17 protein-coding genes are annotated in these 19,358 nt (G+C 72.5%); 5 read left to right on the top strand and 12 right to left on the bottom strand.

Annotated features, from left to right (window positions below):
- Window positions 1-139 precede the first annotated feature (139 nt).
- A complete protein-coding gene (locus tag ACFY23_RS15520) occupies window positions 140-1,474 on the top strand; it encodes a potassium transporter TrkG (protein ID WP_350685051.1) in 1,335 nt (444 codons plus the stop codon).
- Complete coding sequence (locus ACFY23_RS15515) at window positions 1,464-2,132, top strand: potassium channel family protein (RefSeq protein WP_387036180.1); 669 nt, start codon at window positions 1,464-1,466, stop codon at window positions 2,130-2,132. The genes ACFY23_RS15520 and ACFY23_RS15515 overlap by 11 nt, the downstream gene beginning before the upstream one ends.
- A 46-nt stretch (window positions 2,133-2,178) precedes the next feature.
- Here ACFY23_RS15515 and ACFY23_RS15510 read toward each other — a convergent pair whose 3' ends face one another.
- The 7 genes from ACFY23_RS15510 to ACFY23_RS15480 form a co-directional block, all read right to left on the bottom strand.
- Window positions 2,179-3,834 (bottom strand): serine/threonine-protein kinase, encoded by a 1,656-nt coding sequence (locus ACFY23_RS15510; RefSeq protein WP_350685052.1) that lies wholly within the window; start codon window positions 3,832-3,834, stop codon window positions 2,179-2,181.
- A gap of 71 nt (window positions 3,835-3,905) precedes the next feature.
- On the bottom strand, window positions 3,906-5,459 hold the full coding sequence (locus ACFY23_RS15505) for a fused MFS/spermidine synthase (RefSeq protein ID WP_350685053.1): 1,554 nt from the start codon (window positions 5,457-5,459) through the stop codon (window positions 3,906-3,908).
- A gap of 36 nt (window positions 5,460-5,495) precedes the next feature.
- Window positions 5,496-6,566, bottom strand: coding sequence for a coiled-coil domain-containing protein (locus tag ACFY23_RS15500; RefSeq protein WP_387036475.1), 1,071 nt, complete (start codon window positions 6,564-6,566; stop codon window positions 5,496-5,498).
- Window positions 6,567-6,762: 196 nt separating this feature from the next.
- Complete coding sequence (locus ACFY23_RS15495; protein WP_350685055.1) at window positions 6,763-7,575, bottom strand: inositol monophosphatase; 813 nt, start codon at window positions 7,573-7,575, stop codon at window positions 6,763-6,765.
- Window positions 7,568-8,020 (bottom strand): response regulator, encoded by a 453-nt coding sequence (locus ACFY23_RS15490; RefSeq protein WP_091102297.1) that lies wholly within the window; start codon window positions 8,018-8,020, stop codon window positions 7,568-7,570. Before ACFY23_RS15490 ends, ACFY23_RS15495 begins: the two co-directional genes overlap by 8 nt.
- Window positions 8,017-9,813, bottom strand: coding sequence for an ATP-binding protein (locus tag ACFY23_RS15485; RefSeq protein WP_350685056.1), 1,797 nt, complete (start codon window positions 9,811-9,813; stop codon window positions 8,017-8,019). Before ACFY23_RS15485 ends, ACFY23_RS15490 begins: the two co-directional genes overlap by 4 nt.
- Window positions 9,810-10,988 (bottom strand): fused response regulator/phosphatase, encoded by a 1,179-nt coding sequence (locus tag ACFY23_RS15480; RefSeq protein ID WP_350685057.1) that lies wholly within the window; start codon window positions 10,986-10,988, stop codon window positions 9,810-9,812. Before ACFY23_RS15480 ends, ACFY23_RS15485 begins: the two co-directional genes overlap by 4 nt.
- A gap of 299 nt (window positions 10,989-11,287) precedes the next feature.
- Here ACFY23_RS15480 and ACFY23_RS15475 point away from each other — a divergent pair, with 299 nt between their 5' ends.
- Window positions 11,288-13,663: a M28 family peptidase gene (locus tag ACFY23_RS15475; protein WP_350818975.1), complete on the top strand. Its 2,376-nt coding sequence runs from the start codon at window positions 11,288-11,290 to the stop codon at window positions 13,661-13,663.
- Between the two features lie 73 nt (window positions 13,664-13,736).
- Complete coding sequence (locus ACFY23_RS15470) at window positions 13,737-14,183, top strand: DUF1801 domain-containing protein (protein ID WP_350686798.1); 447 nt, start codon at window positions 13,737-13,739, stop codon at window positions 14,181-14,183.
- Window positions 14,184-14,201: 18 nt separating this feature from the next.
- On the opposite strand, the gene ACFY23_RS15465 is transcribed toward ACFY23_RS15470, so the two are convergent.
- The 3 genes from ACFY23_RS15465 to ACFY23_RS15455 all read right to left on the bottom strand — a co-directional run bounded on the left by ACFY23_RS15465 (window position 14,202) and on the right by ACFY23_RS15455 (window position 17,486).
- Entirely contained in the window at window positions 14,202-16,259 is a 2,058-nt protein-coding gene (locus ACFY23_RS15465) for a glycogen debranching N-terminal domain-containing protein (protein WP_350686797.1), read from the bottom strand.
- On the bottom strand, window positions 16,256-16,675 hold the full coding sequence (locus ACFY23_RS15460; RefSeq protein WP_350686796.1) for an SCP2 sterol-binding domain-containing protein: 420 nt from the start codon (window positions 16,673-16,675) through the stop codon (window positions 16,256-16,258). The genes ACFY23_RS15465 and ACFY23_RS15460 overlap by 4 nt, the downstream gene beginning before the upstream one ends.
- 268 nt (window positions 16,676-16,943) lie before the next feature.
- A complete protein-coding gene (locus ACFY23_RS15455; RefSeq protein WP_350686794.1) occupies window positions 16,944-17,486 on the bottom strand; it encodes a dihydrofolate reductase family protein in 543 nt (180 codons plus the stop codon).
- A gap of 532 nt (window positions 17,487-18,018) precedes the next feature.
- Here ACFY23_RS15455 and ACFY23_RS15450 point away from each other — a divergent pair.
- A complete protein-coding gene (locus ACFY23_RS15450) occupies window positions 18,019-18,474 on the top strand; it encodes a tyrosine-type recombinase/integrase (RefSeq protein ID WP_350682712.1) in 456 nt (151 codons plus the stop codon).
- A gap of 57 nt (window positions 18,475-18,531) precedes the next feature.
- Here ACFY23_RS15450 and ACFY23_RS15445 read toward each other — a convergent pair whose 3' ends face one another.
- Together ACFY23_RS15445 and ACFY23_RS15440 are read right to left on the bottom strand one after the other, a co-directional pair.
- Complete coding sequence (locus tag ACFY23_RS15445) at window positions 18,532-18,786, bottom strand: Smr/MutS family protein (RefSeq protein WP_013736060.1); 255 nt, start codon at window positions 18,784-18,786, stop codon at window positions 18,532-18,534.
- A gap of 154 nt (window positions 18,787-18,940) precedes the next feature.
- A complete protein-coding gene (locus tag ACFY23_RS15440; RefSeq protein WP_350682713.1) occupies window positions 18,941-19,309 on the bottom strand; it encodes a tetratricopeptide repeat protein in 369 nt (122 codons plus the stop codon).
- Between the last annotated feature and the right edge of the window lie 49 nt (window positions 19,310-19,358).

Genomic DNA, 19,358 nt, shown 5'->3' with positions numbered 1-19,358 from the left:
GTCTCCTGTCGTCGTCGATGGGTACGCCTCAGCAGACCTGTCCGGATTGACGGCGAGTTGGTCGGTGGCTGACGGGCGGATGAACCCTCGGGATGCCGGTTTCGACACCCGGATGGCGGCGGAAAAGGAAGATTGTCTGGTGCGCCGGCTTCTTCGTCACCCCGTACGGCTCGTGCCGTTCGGCTTCCTGGTGACGATCCTGCTCGGCACCGGCCTGCTGATGCTGCCCGCGGCCACCAGCGAGCACCAGTACACCCCGTTCCTGACCGCCCTGTTCACCGCGACCTCGGCGGTCTCGGTGACCGGCATGGTGGTGGTGGACACCCCGAACTACTGGAACGAGTTCGGGCTCGTGATGATCACCGTGCTCACCCAGGTCGGCGGCATCGGCATCGTCACCGGGGCCACCCTGGTGATCCTGGTGGTGGCCCGGCGACTGGGGCTGCGCAGCCGGCTGCTGGTGCAGGCCGAGACCGCCGAGTTCGGCCTCGGCGACGTACGCCGGCTGCTGCTGCGCATCGCCGGCCTCGCGCTGGTCTGCGAGTCGGTGATCACCGCGATCCTCACGGCCCGGCTGTGGATCACCTACGACTACCCGTTCGCCCGGGCCCTCTGGCACAGCGTCTTCCACGCGGTCCAGGCGTTCAACAACGGCGGCTTCGCCCTCTACACCGACAACCTGATCGGCTTCTCCACCGACGCCTGGGTCACCCTGCCGCTGGCGATCGGCACCATCATCGGCGGGCTCGGCTTCCCGGCGCTGTTCGAGGCGGCCCGGGAGTGGCGGCAGCCCGGCCGCTGGGCGGTCTCCACCAAGCTCACCGTCTGGGGCAGCCTGGCGCTGCTGGTGGCGGGCTTCCTGGGCCTGCTGGTCATCGAGTGGGCCAACCCGCAGGGCCTGGGCATCTACGCCTGGCCCGACAAGCTCCTCGTGGCGTTCACCCAGAACGCGTTCATCCGCACCGGCGGCTTCAACGTCGTCGACGTCGAGGGCCTGGCGGAGGAGACCTATCCGATGATCATCGCGCTGATGTTCATCGGCGGCGGCAGCGCCAGCACCGCCGGCGGGATCAAGGTCACGACCTTCTTCCTGCTCGCCTTCGTCATCTGGGCCGAGCTGCGCGGCGAGCCGGACGTGACGGTCGGGGACCGCCGGGTCGCGACCGCCAGCCAGCGCCAGGCCATCACGGTCGCGCTGATCAGCGTGGCGCTGGTGGTCGGCGGCACGGTCGCGCTGATCCTGCTCACCGAGGGCATCCCCCTCTACGCGGCGCTGTTCGAGGTGACCTCCGCGCTCACCACCACCGGCCTCAGCGTGGGGGTCGCCGCGTCACTCCCGGAGACCGGCCAGTTCGCCCTGATCGTCCTCATGTTCGTCGGCCGGGTCGGGCCGCTCACCCTCGGGTCGGCGATCGCCCTGAACACCCGCCGCCGTTTGTACCGCTACCCGGAGGAGCAACCCATTGTCGGCTAGGAACACCGAGGAAGGCAGCGTGGTGGTGATCGGGCTGGGCCGGTTCGGCTGCCGCCTGGCCGGCGCGCTGACCGCGCTCGACCACGACGTGCTGGCCATCGACCGCAACCCGGACCAGGTGCAGCGATGGTCGACCGAGCTCGACCGCGTCGTGCAGGCCGACGCCACCGAGGAGGGGGCGCTGCACCAGCTCGGCGTGGCGGACTTCGGCCGGGTGGTGGTCGCGATCGGCGCCTCGGTGGAGGCGAGCGTGCTCAGCGTGCTGGCGCTGACGGAGCTGGGCGTGCCGCAGATCTGGGCCCGGGCCACCTCGGAGAAGCACGCGAAGATCCTCGGCTCGGTCGGCGCGCACCACGTGATCTTTCCCGAGGCGGAGACCGGCGAACGGGTGGCCCACCTGATCGTCAGCAAGATGCTCGACTTCATCGCGTTCGGCGACGACTTCGCCATCGCCAAGGTGTGCGTTCCGGAGGCGATGGTCGGCCGGCCGCTCGCCGACTTGGTGCCCACCGAGCGCTACGGGGTGCGGGTGGTCGGCGTGAAGCTGCCCGGCGAACGCTTCCGGTACGCCACCGACGCCACGGTCATCTCCCCGGGCAGCATGCTGATCATCGAGGGGGACATCGCGCAGGTGCAGAGCTTCGCGGCGCTGAGCTGACCCCGGCGGCCCAGCCGCCGGGCGGGCTCAGTCGGCCCCGGCGGGCTCAGTCGTCGTCGCCGCCGTCGTCGTCATCGTCCCCGTCCCTTTCCTGGCTTGCTTTTTTTCCACCACCCGACCCCTTGCCCTTGCCGGAGCTGTCGGGCTTGGCCTTCGAGCCGCCCGTGGAGGTGCCGGCCTTCTTCGTCGGGGCCTTGGTGGTCGGTGCCTTGGTGGTCGGTGCCTTGGTGGCGGGCGCGGTGCTCGGCGCCGAGCCGGCCACCCCGGAGACCTGCACCCCGCAGGTCTCGTCGCCGAGGCGGAACTCCACCGGCAGCGGGTTCGTCCCGGTGTGCCGGCCGGTCAGCGTGAGCTTCTCCGACGCGCCGGGGGCCAGCGCCCGCTCCGGGGCCGGCTCCACGAGCACCGTCCGGCCCTGCTGGCGTACGGGCACGGGCACCGACTTCGTCACGGTCTGCTGGCCGGGGAAGGTGAAGCTGATCCGCCAGCCGCGCAGCTCCTGCTGGCCGGTGTTCGTCAGGGTCAGCTCGGCGGCGAAGTCCTTGCCGGAGTCCTTGCGCAGCGTGTACGCCACGCGGCAGGGCGCCGGCTGCTCCGCGCCCATCCGCGCCTGCGTCGGCTCGTCGATGCCGCCGCTGGCCGGGCTGCGGGAGGTCACCCCCCACAGCGCCGCGGTCACCGCCACCAGGCCGGCGGCGGCCACCCCCGCCTCGACCCGCCGGCGCCGGACGACCGCCCGCCGGCTGCGCGTACGGGAGAACGGCAGCGCGTCGGTGGCGGCGGACCAGGGCAGGATCGTGGTGCCGGCGCTGGCCAGCTCGGCCGGGTCCACGGGCCCGGCGGCCGGGGAGACGGGCACCGCCGCGATCGTGCCGGCCGCCTCGGCGAGCGTGCGGGCGACCTCGGCGGTGCCGGGCCGGTCCTCGGGCCGCTTCGCCAGGCACCGGTGCACCAGTTCGCGCAGCTCGTCGGGGAGCCCCGGCACCGGCGGCATCGGCTCCGGGTCGTTGTACATGTGCGCGCGCAGCATCTCGGTGGTGGTGCTCGCCTGCCAGGGCAGCCGGCCGGTGAGCATCCGGTAGAGCAGCAGGCCCACCGCGTACACGTCCGTGGCCGGGGAGACCTGGCCGTTGTCGAGTCGCTCCGGGGCCAGGTACGCGGGCGTGCCGAGCAGGGCCCCGTCCGGCCCCTTCTCCTTCTCGCCGACCAGCGCCGAGATGCCGAAGTCGACGACCTTGACGCCGGTGGCGGTCAGCATGATGTTGCCCGGCGTGACGTCCCGGTGCACCACGCCCCGGGCGTGCGCGGTGGCCAGCGCCGAGGTCACCTCCGCACCGATCGTCACCGCCTCCCGCCAGGGCAGGCTCCCCCGGCGCAGCCGGCCCGTCAGCGACTCGCCGTCGACCAGTTCCATGACGACGTACGGCACGGTCAGGCCGACCTGCTCGGACTCCCCGTAGTCGTAGACGTTGGTGATGTTGGGGTGGCACAGCCGCGCGGCGGCCTGCGCCTCGATCCGGATGCGGTGCCGGAACGCGCGGTCGCTGGCCAGGCGGGACGCGAGCACCTTGACCGCCACCTGGCGGCCGAGCACCTCGTCGTAGCCCCGCCACACGACGGACATGCCGCCCGCGCCGAGTTGTTCGATCAGCCGGTACCGCTCACCGAGCAGTTGCGCGCCGTCACGGATCGGTCCACCCATGGGAGTCGTTGTTGCCCCGGTCCGCCCCGGCTACACCTCGGCGGTCGGAATCGGTCAACGATGTCACCCGATCAGGCGGTGGCGAGGAGTTGGTCCACCGGGGCGTAGTCGTCGGTCAGCACCAGCGCATCGCCGACGAAGGCGGTCAGCTCGTCGCCCGCGAGCAGGGTGGCGCCCTCCCGCAGGTCCACCAGTCGGTTCCGGATCGCGTCCAGCGGCAGCGGGGCGTCCGAGGCGACGATGAGGAAGTTGGCGCCCTCCTGCCCGGCGAGCGCCGCCGCCGGGGCGATCACCGCGACGTGCCGGAATTCGGCGGCGACGGTGGCCAGTTCGCTGCGGATGAAGCGCAGCGGCGGGTAGTCGATGACGTTCTGCACGTAGACGCCGCCGGGCCGGGTCACCCTGCGGATCTCGGCGGCCATCTCCCGGGTGGCCAGGTGCCAGGGCACCACCAGGTGCCCGAACGCGTCGCCGACCACGAGGTCCCGGCTGTCGGTCGCCTCCCCGGCGACCAGCATCCGGGCGTCACCCACCACCGCCCGCAGGTCCGGCCCCTGGCGTACGCCCAGCTCACGCTCGCCCAGCTCGACCAGCCCGCCGTCGATCTCGAACACCACGTTGTCCGTGCCCGGGCGGGTGGCGGTCAGGTAGCGCGGCACGGTGAAGCCGCCGCCGCCGAGGTGCAGCGCGTCCAGCCGCTGCCCCTTCGGGGCCACCACGTCGGCCACCGCCCCGATCCACCGCGTGTACGCGTACTCCAGGTGGGTGGGGTCGGTCAGGTCGACGTACGAGTGCTGGGCCGAGTTGAGCAGCAGGGTGCGACCGGAGTCCCGGCCGGGGTCGACCTCGACGCTGGCGCAGTGGTAGGCCGTCTCGATGTCGCACGGGTTCGGGGCGACCGTGGTGAGCCCGGCGCCGACGAGACCGAGCACGGCCAGGGCCGCCCTGGTCCGCGCCGGGCCGGGCAGCTCCGCCCGGTCCTGCCGGCGCAGCCACACCCCGAGGCCGAGCCCGGTGAGCCCGAGCGAGGCCGCCAGGGCGAACAGGATCACTGTGCTGGGCAGCGCGGCGACCAGCACGAACCCGGTGCCCAGGGTGGCGGTGATGCCGCCCAGCGTGCCGATGCCGGAGAGCCGGCCGACCACCTGGCCCGTGCGCCGCAGGTCGGCGAGCTGGAGCTTGACGACCAGCGGGGTGACCGCGGCGAGCAGGGCCGCCGGCACGAAGACGGCGAGCGCGACGAGCAGCAGGATGGCCGTGGCCGCCCCGCCGCGCAGCACCTCGCCGGCGTACCGGACCACGGGCAGGGTGACCGCGGTGGCGATGCCGGCCAGCACCAGCGCCGGGGCCAGCAGGGTGCGCGGGTTGCGCCGGTCGGCCAGCCAGCCGCCCGACCACGCCCCGTACGCGATGGCCGCCAGCGCGATGCCGATGACCGAGCTGGTCACCTGGAGGGTCACGCCGACGTACGGCCCGACCAGGCGCAGCGCGACGGTCTCCAGCACCAGGACGGCGCCGCTGGAGAAGAAGACCAGGAACGCGGCGAGACCGTTGGGCAGGGCCCGGGCGGGCGGCCGCTCCGGCCGGGCCGGCGGGACCGTGACGTCGGACGACGGGGAGCTCACCCGCGCGATGGTACGCAGCGAACCTGGGACCGCGGGTCAGTACATCGAGAGATGAACATGGTTCGTGTGGTCGGCGGCGGGGCTGCCGCTGCCGCCGTACGCCCGCCACCCGGTGCCCGGGTGCCAGATCTGCCGGTACCAGATCACGTAGAGCACGCCGAGCCGGCTGGCGTTGCGCACGTGCCAGGCGGCGAGGCTGTCCCCGTACGCCTTGTCCCCGCCGGTGGCGGTCTCGTCCTCGAACCCGCCGGCGGCGGCGGAGAAGTCGCAGGCCCGGCCCTTGGGATGCTCGCCGGAGCCGCCGCTGCGGTAGCAGGAGACGTGCCGCTTGTAGCCGGCGGCCTGGGTCTGCTGGAGGGCGTTGAGCGTGCGCGGGGTGATGCAGCCGGAGGTGGTCGGGTCGTTCACCGAGCAGGACTCCGACGGCCAGGAGCCGTCCGGGTTGCGCGGCGCCGGCCTCGCCGACGAGGAGTTCGCGCCGCTGAAGCCGCCGCTGCTGCCCGAGCTGACCGCCGCGAGGGCCGCCTCGGCCTCCTTCTTCTTCTTCGCGATCACCGCGAGCTGCTTCTGCTGTTCCCGGACCTCGGTGTCGAGGGCGATCTTGGCCTGCCGGGCCTGCTCGCGCGCCTCGGTCAGTTCGCGCAGACGCCTGCCGTCGCGCTGCGCCATCATGTCCAGGCTGGCGGCCCGCTCCAGGAACGCCTCCGGCGAGGCGCTGTCGAGCAGCATCGCCGTCGGGGTGAGCCGGCCAACCCGGTAGGACTGGGCGGCCACCTCGCCGACCTGCGCGGTCAGCTCGACCAGCCGGCCCTCCAGCGTCGTCAGCTGCCCCGTCAGCGTCTTCTGCCGGCGCTTGGAGTTGTCCAGCTTCGCCTTGGCCTCGATGTGCGCCTTGGCGGTGGCCTCCAGGGTGTCCCGCAGCTTCTTGGTGCCGCCCTCGTTGGGCTCCGCGTACGCGGGCACGGCGCCGCCGCCGAGAAGCAGCGCCACCGCGACGAGCAGGGCGACCAGCGGCCGGCGCGCGGCCGACGGGGTGGGCAGTGGGCGGCGGGCGCGCCGCGCCGACGGGGCGATCAGCGGACGACCGCCGCGACGCCCGACGGGCATGGTCCTGCGCACGAAAGCATCCTTTCGTCGGCCGCCGGCCCGGGCCGTGTGACAGCGCTGCGCGGCGGCGGCCCCCGCCGGGCGCCGGTCGGCGGCCTGCTGGCGGAGACCGGCGGTCAGGATACCGGACCGGCCGCCCCTGACCAGGCCCGTGATCACCCCGGCCATCGAACGTCGACGCAGTGTCGTATCGACGTCACCCAGCGCCGAGCAGCGCCTCGTGGACCTCCGCCCAGACCCGCTCGCTCGCCGCGACCAGCAGGCCGCTGCCCCCGTCGGCGGGGTGGTAGTCGGCGCCGTCGAAGCGTCGGGCGACGCCGCCGGCCGCCCGGACCAGCAGGGTGCCGGGGGCGTGGTCCCACGGCAGGGTGCGCCAGAACAGCACGAACTGCTGGTCGCCGGTGAGCACGTCCAGGTATTCCCGGCCGGCGCAGTGCTGGCCGGGGAGCAGCTCGCCGATCCGCCCGCCGCCCGCCTCGACCCGTGCCTTCGACGCCGGCGGCAGGAACCGCGACATCGCGGCGCCGCGCAGCGCGTCCACGGGCGGCGTCTCCCCGGCGGTCCGCACCGGCCGGCCGTCCAGCCACGTCCCCTCGCCCGCCCGCGCGGCGGCCAGCGTGCCGGCGAGCGGGTCGAGCACCCAGGCGGCCGCCGGCTCGCCGTCCGTCAGCAGCGCCACCATCAGCGCGAACGGCCGCCGGCCGGCCGCGAAGTTCGAGGTGCCGTCGACCGGGTCGACCAGCCAGACGTCGCCGGACCCGCGCAGGTGGCGCAGCAGGCCCGGGTCGTCGGCGACCCCTTCCTCGCCGACCACCACCGAGCCGGGGCGCAGCCGGCGCAGGGCCGCCGAGATCATCTCCTCGGCGCGCCGGTCGGCGACGGTGACCAGCTCGCCCGGCGCCTTCTCGGCGACGTCGTCGTCGTCCAGCTTGCGGAACAGCGGCAGCACGACCTGGTCGGCGGTCTCGCGCAGCAGCCCACCGACGTCGTCGAGGAGGGTGTCAGCCACGCGGCGGCAGCTTCACCACGCTGACGAAGAACTCGTCGATCTGCCGGACCACGGAGATGAACCGCTCGAAGTCGACCGGCTTGGTCACGTACGCGTTCGCGTGCAGCTGGTAGCTGCGCAGGATGTCCTCGTCGGCCTGGGAGGTGGTCAGCACCACGACCGGGATCCGGCAGAGCTGCTCGTCCTTCTTGATCTCCTCCAGCACCTCCCGCCCGTCCCGGCGGGGCAGGTTCAGGTCGAGCAGGACCAGGTCCGGGGTCACGGCGTCCGCGTACTGGCCCTCGCGCCGCAGGTAGGCCAGCGCCTCGGCGCCGTCGGAGACGACGGTCAGCCGGTTGCGGAGCTTGTGCTCCTCGAACGCCTCCTGGGTCATCAACACGTCGCCCGGGTCGTCCTCGACCAGCAGGACCTCGATCGGGCTCTTGCCGTCCGCCGGCGCGGTCATCCCACCGTCTCCCTCATGTCACCCGTTCTACCGCCTCCCGGCGCCCGGTCGGGGCCGTCCGTGGCGTCCGTCTCGTCGTCGTCGGGACCGGCGGCCTGCTCCGGCGCGCCCGTCCCGGCCCCGCCGGTCGTCCCGCCGTCCTCATCGCCCCCGGCGGTCGCGCCGTCGTCGGCCCCGGCGGTCGTGCCCTCGCCGGCCTCGGTGTCGTCGGTCGCCGGCCCGTCGGCGTCGGCGGCCGCCGCCTCGACGTCCTCGGGCAGCGCGGGGAGGGTGAACCGGATCGCCGTGCCCACCTCGGTGCCGGTGTCCACCCAGACCCGGCCGCCGTGGTACTCCACGATCTTCTTGACGATCGCCAGGCCGATCCCGGTGCCCGGGTACGCGTCCTTGGCGTGCAGCCGCTGGAAGATGACGAAGATCTTGTCGGCGAACTCCGGCTCGATCCCGATGCCGTTGTCCTCGCAGCTGATCTCCCACTCGTCGCCGACCAGCCGGGCCGAGACGTGCACCTTCGGCGGTACGTCGGGACGGCGGAACTTGATCGAGTTGCTGACGAGGTTGGCCAGCAGGTTGGTCAGCAGCGGCTCCTCGCCGCGGATGACCGGCAGCTCGCCCCAGGTCAGCTCGGCGTCGGCGTACTGCCGGGCCGCCTCGGTCTGGCCGGACACGTCGCCCATGACCTTGTTCATGTCGACCTCGGTGAAGCCGGTGGTGAGCCGGCCGATCCGGGAGAACGCCAGCAGGTCGTTGATCAGGCGCTGCATCCGCTGCGCGCCGTCGACGGCGAACGCGATGTACTGGTCGGCCCGCTCGTCCAACTGCCCCGCGTAGCGGCGCTGGAGGAGCTGGCAGAAGCTGGCCACCTTGCGCAGCGGCTCCTGGAGGTCGTGCGAGGCGACGTACGCGAACTGCTCCAGGTCACGGTTGGAGCGGGTCAGTTCCTCGGCCTGCTTCTGGAGCTGGCTGTTGACCCACTCGATCCGCTCCCGGGCCTCCCGTACCTCGTCCAGCTCCTTGGCGATCTTGCGCCGCATGGCGTCGACGTCGCCGGCGAGCCGGACGAACTCGGGCGGGCCGGCACCGGTGATGCCGTGCCGGTAGTCGCCCTCGGCGACCTCCCGGACCTGGTCGGCCAGCCCGGTCAGGGGGCGGACCACCATCTTGTCCAGCGAGATCAGCAGCATGCTGCCGGCGATGATCACCACCGCCAGGGCGGCGATCAGCAGGACGACCAGCAGGTCGCTCGTCCGCCGGACGTCCTCGGCGCTCTGCTGCCGGGCCTCGAAGATCTCGAACTGGAGGCTGTCCAGGGCGGCGCGGACCTGCTCGAACTGCGCCCGTGCCTGGTCGGTGACGAGCGCCTGCCCGGCGGCGGTGCCGCTCTGCTCCGTCGTGGTGATGACCGGCACGGCCACCGCCTGACGCCACGCCTCGGCCCGCTCCTCGACGACCCGGAGCTGCTCCCGGATGCCCGGGTAGTCGCCGAGCAGCCGCTGCATCTCGGCGACCAGGTCCCGCTCCCGCGTCCGGCCGGCGTCGTACGGGGCCAGGTCGGCCGGGTCGCCGCTGACCGCGAAGCCGCGCACTGCGGTCTCCTGGTCCAGCAGCGCGTTCAGCACCTCCTGCGCCTGTACCCGCAGCGGGCCGGTCTTGTTCAGGATCGCGTCGATGTGCGTCCGGTTCTTCGCCGCCACGACGACCGCGCCACCGGCCAGGCCGACCAGGAGCAGGGCGACGACGGCGAGCAGGGTGACGACCCGTTGACGCAGGGTCCACTCGCGGACTCCGGTCACCGGCCACCGCCCCGGCTGACCAGCAGCATGGCGACGTCGTCGGCGAGCGGCCCGCCGTTGAGCTGCTCGGCGCTCCCGACCAGCCAGGCCGGCAGCTCGGCCAGCGGCACGGCGAGGCTCGCCGGGTCGGCGAGCAGGCCGCCCAGGCCGGGCACGTCGAGGCGCTCGTCGCCCTCGCCGACCCGCCCCTCGATCAGCCCGTCGGTGTACATCAACAGGGACCAGTCATCGGTGTCGAACTCCAGGTCGTAGGCAACGGGCCGGCGGGGTCGTACGCCGAGCAGCAGGCTGCCGGGCGCCGGAACCGGCACCACCTTGCCGCCGGCGAGCAGCAGCGGCGGCGGGTGCCCGGCCAGCCGGACGGTGGCCCGGTTGGCGTCGAGGTCCAGCCGCGCGGTGGCGACGGTCGCGAAGATCTCCTGGAGCCGGCGCTCACTCATCAGCACCTGCTCCAGCGCCGGCAGCACCTCGTCGTCGGGCACGCCGGCGAGGATCAGCGCCCGCCAGGCGACCCGGAGTTCCACGCCGAGCGCCGCCTCGTCCACGCCGTGCCCGCAGACGTCGCCGACGATCAGCTCCAGCCGGTCGGGGCTCGTCTGCACCACGTCGAAGAAGTCACCGCCGATCAGGGCGGCGTGCCGGCCGGGCCGGTAGAAGGTGTGCACCGCGACCTCGTCGGTCGTCATCAGCGGCTGCGGCAGCAGGCCCCGTTCGAGGCGGGCGGACTCGGCCTGGCGCAGCTCGACCTCGCGCAGCCGCCGCGCGTTCTCGTCGGCCCGCTTGCGCTCCACCGCGTAGCGCAGCGCCCGGGTCAGCAACACCCCGTCGACCTGGCCCTTGACCAGGTAGTCCTGCGCCCCCTCGGCGACCGCGACGATGCCGAGGTGCTCGTCGGAGCGGCCGGTCAGCACGCAGACCGCGGCGCCACTGGCCATCTCCAGCACCTGGCGCAGGCCGTCGAGGCCCTGCGCGTCGGGCAGACCGAGGTCGAGCAGGACGCAGTCGACGTCCACCACCCGCCGCCGGGCCTCGCTGAGGCTCGTCGCCACCACCAGGTCGATCATGGAGTTGGTCTCGGCGAGCAGCTCCCCGACCAGGAAGGCGTCGCCCTCGTCGTCCTCGACCAGCAGCACCCGCAGCCGCTCCCCCGGAGGCAGGTTGGGATGCCTTCCCATGCCGCCGTGCGGGTACGGCACGACAGGGGAACCGGCCGGGCCGGCCCCCCGGTGCGGCCAAGTCACCGCCGCGAGACGCGGGAGATCGCTGGTGATGTCGGGCTCCTTCCGAGTGCCCTGCTGATCCTGTATTAGACAACGTTCGCACACAACACGACGGGCGCCGCAGGCGCGTGCATGGGCCGGATCACTCGCCACCGGGCGGTCCGGGGGCCGCCCCGCCCGTCCGGGGGAGTCCCGCCGGCACCGCCCCGGTGCAGGATTGGTGCCACCCCTGGCCCCACCCCCGAGGAGTCCCCGTGGGCGCACCCACCACCCGCGCCGCCGACCGCGCGTTCGCCCGGCCACGCCGCCGGTTGGCCGCCGCCGCGGCGGCGCTCGTCGCGCTCGTCGCCGTCGGCGCCGGCACGCTGCTCGACCTGCGCACCCCGGCGCCGCGACCGGCCGACGCGCCGCCGGGCGAGTTCAGCGCGGGCCGGGCGTACGAGCACGTCAAGGTCGTCGCGGCGCGGACGCACGTGGCCGGCAGCCCGGCCAACGACCAGGTCCGCGCCCACGTCGAGGGGGTGCTGCGCGGCCTCGGCCTGGAGACGGAGGTGCAGGACACCGTCGCGTCCGAGGCGGGCCAGCTCAGCGGCGCGGCCGGCGGCGCCACCCTGGCGCGGGTCCGCAACGTGGTGGCCCGGCTCCCCGGCACCGATCCGACCGGCAGGGTCTTCCTCGTCGCGCACTACGACTCGGTCCAGTCCGGCCCGGGCGGCAACGACGACGCCGCCGGCACCTCGGCGATCCTGGAGGTGGCCCGCGCGCTGGCCGCCGGCCCCCGGCCGCGCAACGACATCGTCTTCGTGCTCACCGACGCCGAGGAGGCGTGCCTGTGCGGGGCGTCGGCGTTCGCGTCCGGCCACCCGCTGGCGGCCGACAGCGGGGTCGTGCTCAACCTGGAGGCGCGCGGCTCCACCGGCCCGGTGATCATGTTCGAGACCTCGCGGAACAACGCCGCGCTGGTGGACGCCTTCGGCCGGGGCGCGCCGCACCCGGTCGGCACCTCGTTCGCGGTGGAGATCTACCGGGCACTGCCCAACGACACCGACTTCACCGCGTTCCTCGACGCCGACTTCGTCGGGCTGAACTCGGCGTACATCGACGGCGGGGCGATCTACCACACCCCGCTGGACACCCCGGCGGCGATGGACCGGGCCAGCCTCCAGCACCACGGCGCCAACGCCCTCGGCCTCGCCCGCGAGTTCGGCCGGGTCGACCTGACGGCACTGGGGTCCGGGCACGACGCCACCTACTTCCCGGTGCCCGGCGGGCTGGTCCGCTACCCCGGCTGGCTGACCCTGCCGCTGGCGCTGCTCGCGCTCGCCGCCGTGGTGGCCCTTGGCTGGCTGGCCCGCCGTCGCGGCCGCGTCACCGGCGGCCGGCTCGCCGCCGGGTTCGGGCTGGCGCTGGCGCCGATCGTGGTCGCCCCGCTCGCCGCCCAACTGCTCTGGGCGGCGGTCACGGCGGTCCGCCCCGGCTACGCCGAGCTGCTCGACCCGTACCGGCCGGCCTGGTACCGGCTGGCCGTGGTGGCGCTCGCCGCCGCCGTCCTGTTCGCCTGGTACGCGCTGACCCGCCGCCGGGTCGGCCCGGCCGCGCTCGCGATCGGCGCGCTGGGCTGGCTGGCCGGGCTCGGGGTGCTGCTCGCCGTGCTGGTGCCCGGCGGGGCGTACCTGGTCACCCTGCCGGCCCTGGCCGGCGCGCTGGCCGGGCTGGTCGCGGTGGGCGCGAGGATCGACGGCCCGTGGCCGGTGGTCGCGGTGACCCTGGCCGGCGCGGTGGCCGTGGTGGTCCTGCTCCCCACGGTCGTGCTGCTGTTCCCGGCGCTCGGCATGGCGATGGGCGGGGTCGCGGCGCTCGTCGCGGTGCTGCTCGGCCTGGCCGCGCTGCCGGTGGTCGACCTGCTGCACCCGCAGGCCGGCGGCCAACGGGGCATGGTCGCCCTGCGCGCCCGCCGGCTCGGCGCGCTACCGGCCGCGGCCGCCACGCTGGCGGCGGCCGTGTTCGCCGGGGTCGGGCTCGCCGTCGACCGTTTCGACGCCGCCCACCCCGCGCCCACCCACCTGATGTACGCCCTCGACGCGGGCACCGGGCAGGCCCGCTGGCTCTCCCACGAGGAGGACCCGCAGCCCTGGACCGACGGCTACGTCGACGGGGTCGTCGAGGTCGCCGACTTCCCCGGCCTGGGCGACGCCGAGCTGCGCGCCGGGCCGGCGCAGGCGGCGGACCTGCCGGCGCCGAAGCTGGAGGTGCTCTCGGACACCACCGCCGGCAGCGAGCGCACCCTGCGCCTGCGGCTCGTCCCGCAGCGCCCGGTCCGCCTGGCCACCCTGCACGTCGACTCGGCGACCGCGACGGTGCTGCGCGCGGAGGTGGCCGGCCGGTCGGTGCCGGCGGAGGCCCGGGAGGGCCGTTGGGGCTTCGGCGTGGTCTTCCACGCCCCGCCGCCGGAGGGAATCGAGGTGACGCTGACCGTCACGCCGAAGGCGGGGCAGGTGGCGCTGCGCGCGATGGACGCCAGCGACGGCCTGGCCACGCTGCCCGGCTTCCGGCCCCGCCCGCCCGACGTGGGGGTGGTGGGCTCGCACAGCTCGGAGATGCTGGCCGTCGCCCGCACCTATCCGCTCTGACCGCCCGACCGTCCCGGCCGACCGGCCGGGACGGTCGCCGTCGCGTGTCGGACCGGGGTGGGAGCATCACGTCATGGCGACATCGAAGCAGCCGGCGACCGTCCCGACCGACGCCAGTGTCGACGAGTTCCTGGCCGCCGTCCCCGACGACCGGCGGCGGGCCGACGCCGGGCGCCTCTGCGCGATCCTGCGCGAGGTCACCGGCGAGCCACCGGTGATGTGGGGGCCGAGCATCGTCGGTTTCGGCAGCTACCACTACGTCTACGGGAGCGGGCACAGCGGCGACTGGCCGCTGGTGGGCTTCTCGCCGCGCAAGCAGCAGCTCGTCGTCTATCTGGTGGGCGGGTTCGAGGAGCGTTACCCGTCGGTGCTCGCCCGGCTCGGCCCGCACAAGACCGGCAAGGGGTGCCTCTACCTCAATCGGCTGGACGACATCGACGAGAGCGCGCTGCGCGAGCTCGTCGACCGCACGGCGCGGGTGCACCGCGGCGTCGACCGGGCCAGCCGGCAGCGACCGTGACGGTGCCGGCCGCGCGGGCTATCCCGGCCGGGCCGCGCGCCGCTCGTCGCGGTCGTGCGTGACGACGTCGGCCGCGCCCCACCGCCCGGGGATGCCGAGCAGGTCGATCCGGCCGATCCCCTCGGGCAACACCGGGTCGGAGGCCAGCCCCTCGCCGTCCGGTTCGAGGCCGAGCATCGTCCGCAGGAACAGCAGTGGCGCTCCGGTGGACCATGCCTGCGGGCTGCAGGCGGTCGGATACTGGACGGGGTACCGGGTGAGTTCCCGGTCGTAGCCCGCGAAGGCCTCCGGGAGGCGCCCGTCGAAGTACCTCGACGCTTCGATGATCGCCTTCGCCACGAGGGCCGCCTCCCGTGGGAAGCCGTAGCGCCGCAGGCCCCAGGCGATGACCGAGTTGTCGAACGGCCACACCGTGCCGACGTGGTAGCCGATGGGGTTGTACCGCTCGGCGCTCTTGGCGAGGGTACGTATCCCCCAGCCGGAGAACAGGTCGGGACCGAGGAGGTGCTGGACGACCCGCCCCGCCCGGTCGGGCTCGACGATGCCGCTCCACAGCAGGTGGCCGATGTTGGAGGAGAGCGCGTCGACCGGTCGGCCGTCGGCATCGAGGGCGAGCGCGAAATATTCGCCGTCCTCGACCCAGAAGTCACGGTTGAAGCGCCGCCGGAGGTCGGCCGCCTGCGTCTCGAGTTCGTCGGCGTACGCCGGGTCGTTCCAGAACTCCCGGGCGAGGCGGGCGACGCGCCGTTTGGCGTCGTAGGCGTAGCCCTGGAGTTCGCAGGTGGCCCGGGGCGGGGCCGGTATGGTGCCGTCGCGGTAGGAGATGGAGTCCCAGGAGTCCTTCCAGCACTGGTTCTCCAGGCCGTTGACGGTGTTCCGCCGCTCGTACCAGACGTAGCCGTTGCCCACGAGGTCGGCGTAGGTGTCGATCCAGTTCAGGGCCAGCCGCGCCTCGAACTCGAAATCGCGCACGAGGCCGGCGTCCCCGGACCAGCGTTCGTATTCGTCCAGCAGGATGAGGAACAGCGGAGTCGAGTCCGCCGACCCGTAGTAGAGCGAGTGCGGCTGCTCCTCGAACGCGGTCGACTCGCCGAACCGCACCTCGTGAATCGTCTTCCCCGGATCCTCCTCACGGAACTCGTCGAACGCGGCGCCCTGGGTGACCGCCAGCACGCGCAGGGTTGCGCGAGCGAGTTCCGGCGCGAACGGCAACGCCTGGAGCGAGGTGAAGATGCTGTCCCGGCCGAAGACGGACATGAACCAGGGCAGCCCGGCGGCCGGCACGCTGCCCGGCAGCCCCCACGGCGGGTAACGCAACGCGGCGAGGTCCACCAAACTCCGCTGGTACGCCTCCTCCAGGTCCTTCCATTCGCAGGCGAGGCGCGGCGACTTGGCGATCCATTCGTCGAGTTCCTCGCGCATCCTCTTTCTGACCTGCCCCGCGTGCACCTGCAGTGAGGTTCGGACGCCCGCGTAGGCTTCCGACGGCTGGATGAGCGTCTGCACGTGCAGCCGGGTGCTCCACTCGTTCCGGGGCGGCACCTGGATCTCGAAGGTGATCCCGTGGCCGTCCATCCTGGCCGGCTCGCTGGCCGAGATGATCGTCTCGCGCCGGAAACCCTCCCGCTCGTAGCGGAAGTGCAGCAGGTCGTCCTGGACGTAGGTGGTCACCCGGCCGACCTTCGGTTTGACGTCCTTGATCTCGAAGAGATCGGCGAAGTCACAGCCGACCTCCATGCGCACGGTCAGGTCTGCCGGCTCCCTGCCGTGGTTGAGGATCAACAACTCCTCGCTGAAACTGCCGCCGAGCATCCGGTGCCGGACGACGGAGATCTTGGAGTCGACGTAGTGGGTCGGCGCGCCCGGCACGAGAAAGAAGCGCGACTCGAAGTACTGCAGGTCGTCCTTCGACAGGGCGTTCAGCGGCTGGCCGTCCAGGGTGAGCCGCCAGGTCGACAGAAAGCGGGTGTCGAACGAGAAGAGGCCGGTCGGGAAGGTCCGTGACGGGCTGATGTCACCGTTGCCGTCGCTGACGATGAAGTTGATGCCGTCGAGGTTGTTGACGTACCCGTTCATGCCTGCCCCCGGCCGTCGGCGTTCACCCAGGCCGGGTCCTGCATGCGCGCCATCCCGGTGAGCATCTTCCGGAGATGCGCCACCACGGTCACGTCGCCCTCGTTGATGACCGCGTTGCGCACCAGCGCGGCGAACAGGTTCGCCTCACCGCGGACGAGACGATCGAAGAACTCCTTGCTGGTCCGGACCACGGCGTCCGCGGCACGCCACTCCTCCGTCACCCGGACGGTTCCCAGGTGGATGGACATGAGCCAGTGGGTGGTCCGCCCCTCGTGCTCCAGATCGATCCGCAGCGTCGCCGTGACGTCGTCGGGCAGCATGGCGGGGCGGCCGTGGCTGATCCGCTCGAAGAATTCGGCGGTGGGATCCGGCGAACGTTCCTTCGCGTCCGATTCCGCTCGGCCCTGTACGTTCATACCGCCGCCCGTGTCACTCGACGCCAAGTCCTCACGCCAGCCGGACTTTACCGTCGGTCGTCGCCGCTCCGGGGCGAAACAGTCACAGACCGTGCCGGCACCACTTCCAGCGGTATTGATCTAGGGCGGGGGCACAGTTGACCAAACCGGACGACTGCTGCTCTGAGCTACTGCTACACCTGGCATGGATGGTCAACGATGGTCACTGCTGGCTCCTGTTCGACGGCCTGAATACGGCATGATCTTGCCGCTGGGAACCGGCAACGGGTCAGCGGTCACGGCCGGGCGCGACGTAGCGCAAGGCAAGGAACGAACCGTACTGGTTGGTCTCTGCCAAGGCCCACGGCGTGTATGCCTTGACGTGCAACAGTCGGGTGCCGGAGCCAACCAGGACTGGTGCGACGCCGATGTGAAGCTCGTCGACGAGGTCTGCCCGTACGAACTGGCTGGCAAGCTCCGCACCGCCGAGGATCCATACGTTCTTCCCCTTGGCCGCCTCGACCAGCTGCGGGTGCACCTCGGTTACGTCCGCATCGGTGAAGCGAAGGTCAGCGCCGTCGTCGTGGGGCAGGCTGCGATGCGTGAAGACCCAGGTAGGCCGGTCGCCATAGAACCAGGGAGCGTTGTGGCGACAGATGAATTCGTACGACCGCGCCCCCATCGCGATCGCACCGACCTCGTCGAAGAACCGCTCGTAGCGCCGCCTCTTACCCTCCAAGTTGCTGAACTGGGAGAGCCAGTCGAGCTGTTCGGCGGGTTCAGCGATATACCCATCGATGCTCATGGCCACGAAATACTGCGTCAGGGTCATGCACGGCACACTAGCCATCCCGTCGGCCTTCGTCCGCACACCGTGGAGTGGGTGGGGCCTGCCCGGTCAAGGTGGAGCACCCCACTGTCTGAACGACCTTGACCGGGCAGGCCCCATCCGCTCGGCTTTGCCCGGACGGAGGTTGTCGGGATGGCGCCACCATCCCAGAGTGCCCGAGGACCCCGCCGGAGGCACTGCCTGTGTCTCGACCAAACTGAAGCCCCGGAACTGCCATCGATCATGGCGGCCCGGGGCTTCTTCGTATGTCGCGCCGCCGGCGGGCTATCACCGTCGCGCTGGCGGCCGAAGGCCAGAGGCGCGGCGGCGGGCCATCGGCCCGGCCCAGGTTCGGCGGCGCGAGCGGCCTGCGAAGCGGGCCGCCTTGATCTCGTACAGAAAGTTCTCACATCGCTATCCGTCGAAGCTATCCGTCGAATCCTCCCGGAGGGCTGCCCGCCCGGCCGCTAAGGCTGAATGAATAGCCGCTGGCGATATCGGGATCGAGTGCTCTCCCCGGCGTCTCACAATTGATATGAAAGTCCCTGGTTCGGTGGCTCGCCGCTTGCGCGCTCACGCTGATGCGTACTCGCCAGTGGCGGTGGCTCTCCCATGGGGGACATCAACCGGCGAACCTCGAACCGTCACGCTCTACCTGACGACTCCTGCCGGTACGGCGCTATCCCGTTCCATGTTCAACTCCGGCGTCTGGAAGCCCGCGATCCGCGCGGCCGGCGTTCCTGACGATCGGCATAACGGTATGCACGTCCTCCGGCACACCTACGCCTCGGTGCTCCTGGACGCGGGCGAGAGCATCAAGGCCCTGGCGGCCTACCTCGGTCACGCCGACCCCGGCTTCACACTGCGGACCTACACCCACCTGTTGCCCAACAGCGAGGACCGCACCCGACGTGCCATCGACAAGGCACTCGGCGAGCAGGCAGTAGCGGACAACGGCCCGAGCGCGGTTGACGGCCTGGAGACGGCATGATCATGGTTCAGCGGCCCCGAACGGCCCTTGCGGCGCAGGTCGGAGGCTATGCCGGCATCATTTCCAGCGGAAGTGCACGAAGAGGCGGCCGAAGTTCTTCGAGTCCTTCTCGACGCGGTGGTAGAGCTGCTTGACGTCCTTCTGGTCGAGAAAGCGCAGCACCCGCTTCTTGAGCTGGCCGGATCCCTTGCCGGGGATGATCTCGACCAGGGTGGCCTTCTTCGCCACCGCCTCGTCCATGATCCCGCGCAGGGCGCGGTCGATGTCGTGGCCCTTGTTGAAGATGTCGTGCAGGTCCAGCTTCAGCTTCACGCCGCACCCACCGGCAGGTCAGGTCCCATGACACCGATGGTAGGGGTGGCCGCGCCCGCCCGCGACGGCGCGCGGGGGCGGAGACGGGACGGGGCAGCCCTGTCGAGCTGCCCCGTCCATGCGCCCACTCCCCCGGGCGTCGGGTCGGCCGCCGTCAGCGACCGCCCGTGACCCGGGTCTGCACCCGGTCCAGGGCGACGCGGTAGTCGTCGTTGCCGCTGTGCATCGCCGCCGCGATGCGCAGGTGCCGCAGCGCGTCGGCGTGCCGGTTCAGCCGCTCCAGCGTCCGGCCCAGCACGTGGTGGGCGTAGTGGTCGCTGGGGTCGCGGTCGACCAGCTCGCGGAGCTGCTCCTCGGCCCGGCTGAGCTGGGCCGACTGGAAGTACGCCCGGGCCAGCAGCTGCCGCACCGAGGAGTTGTCGGGCTCGGCCGCCACGATCGGTTCGAGCAGCCGGGCCGCTCCGGTCGGGTCACCGGCCTCGAAGAACATGGTCGCCCGCCGGTACTCGGCCAGAAGATCCATTCGACCCACCCCCTCGTGTCACGCCGCCACTTCTTCCGACGCTGGCACA

Source organism: Micromonospora sp. NPDC000121, from assembly GCF_042899165.1.
Classification (GTDB): Bacteria; Actinomycetota; Actinomycetes; order Mycobacteriales; family Micromonosporaceae; genus Micromonospora.
The sequence above is the reverse complement of the archived record's forward strand: the minus strand, read 5'-3'. Positions and strand labels throughout refer to the sequence as shown.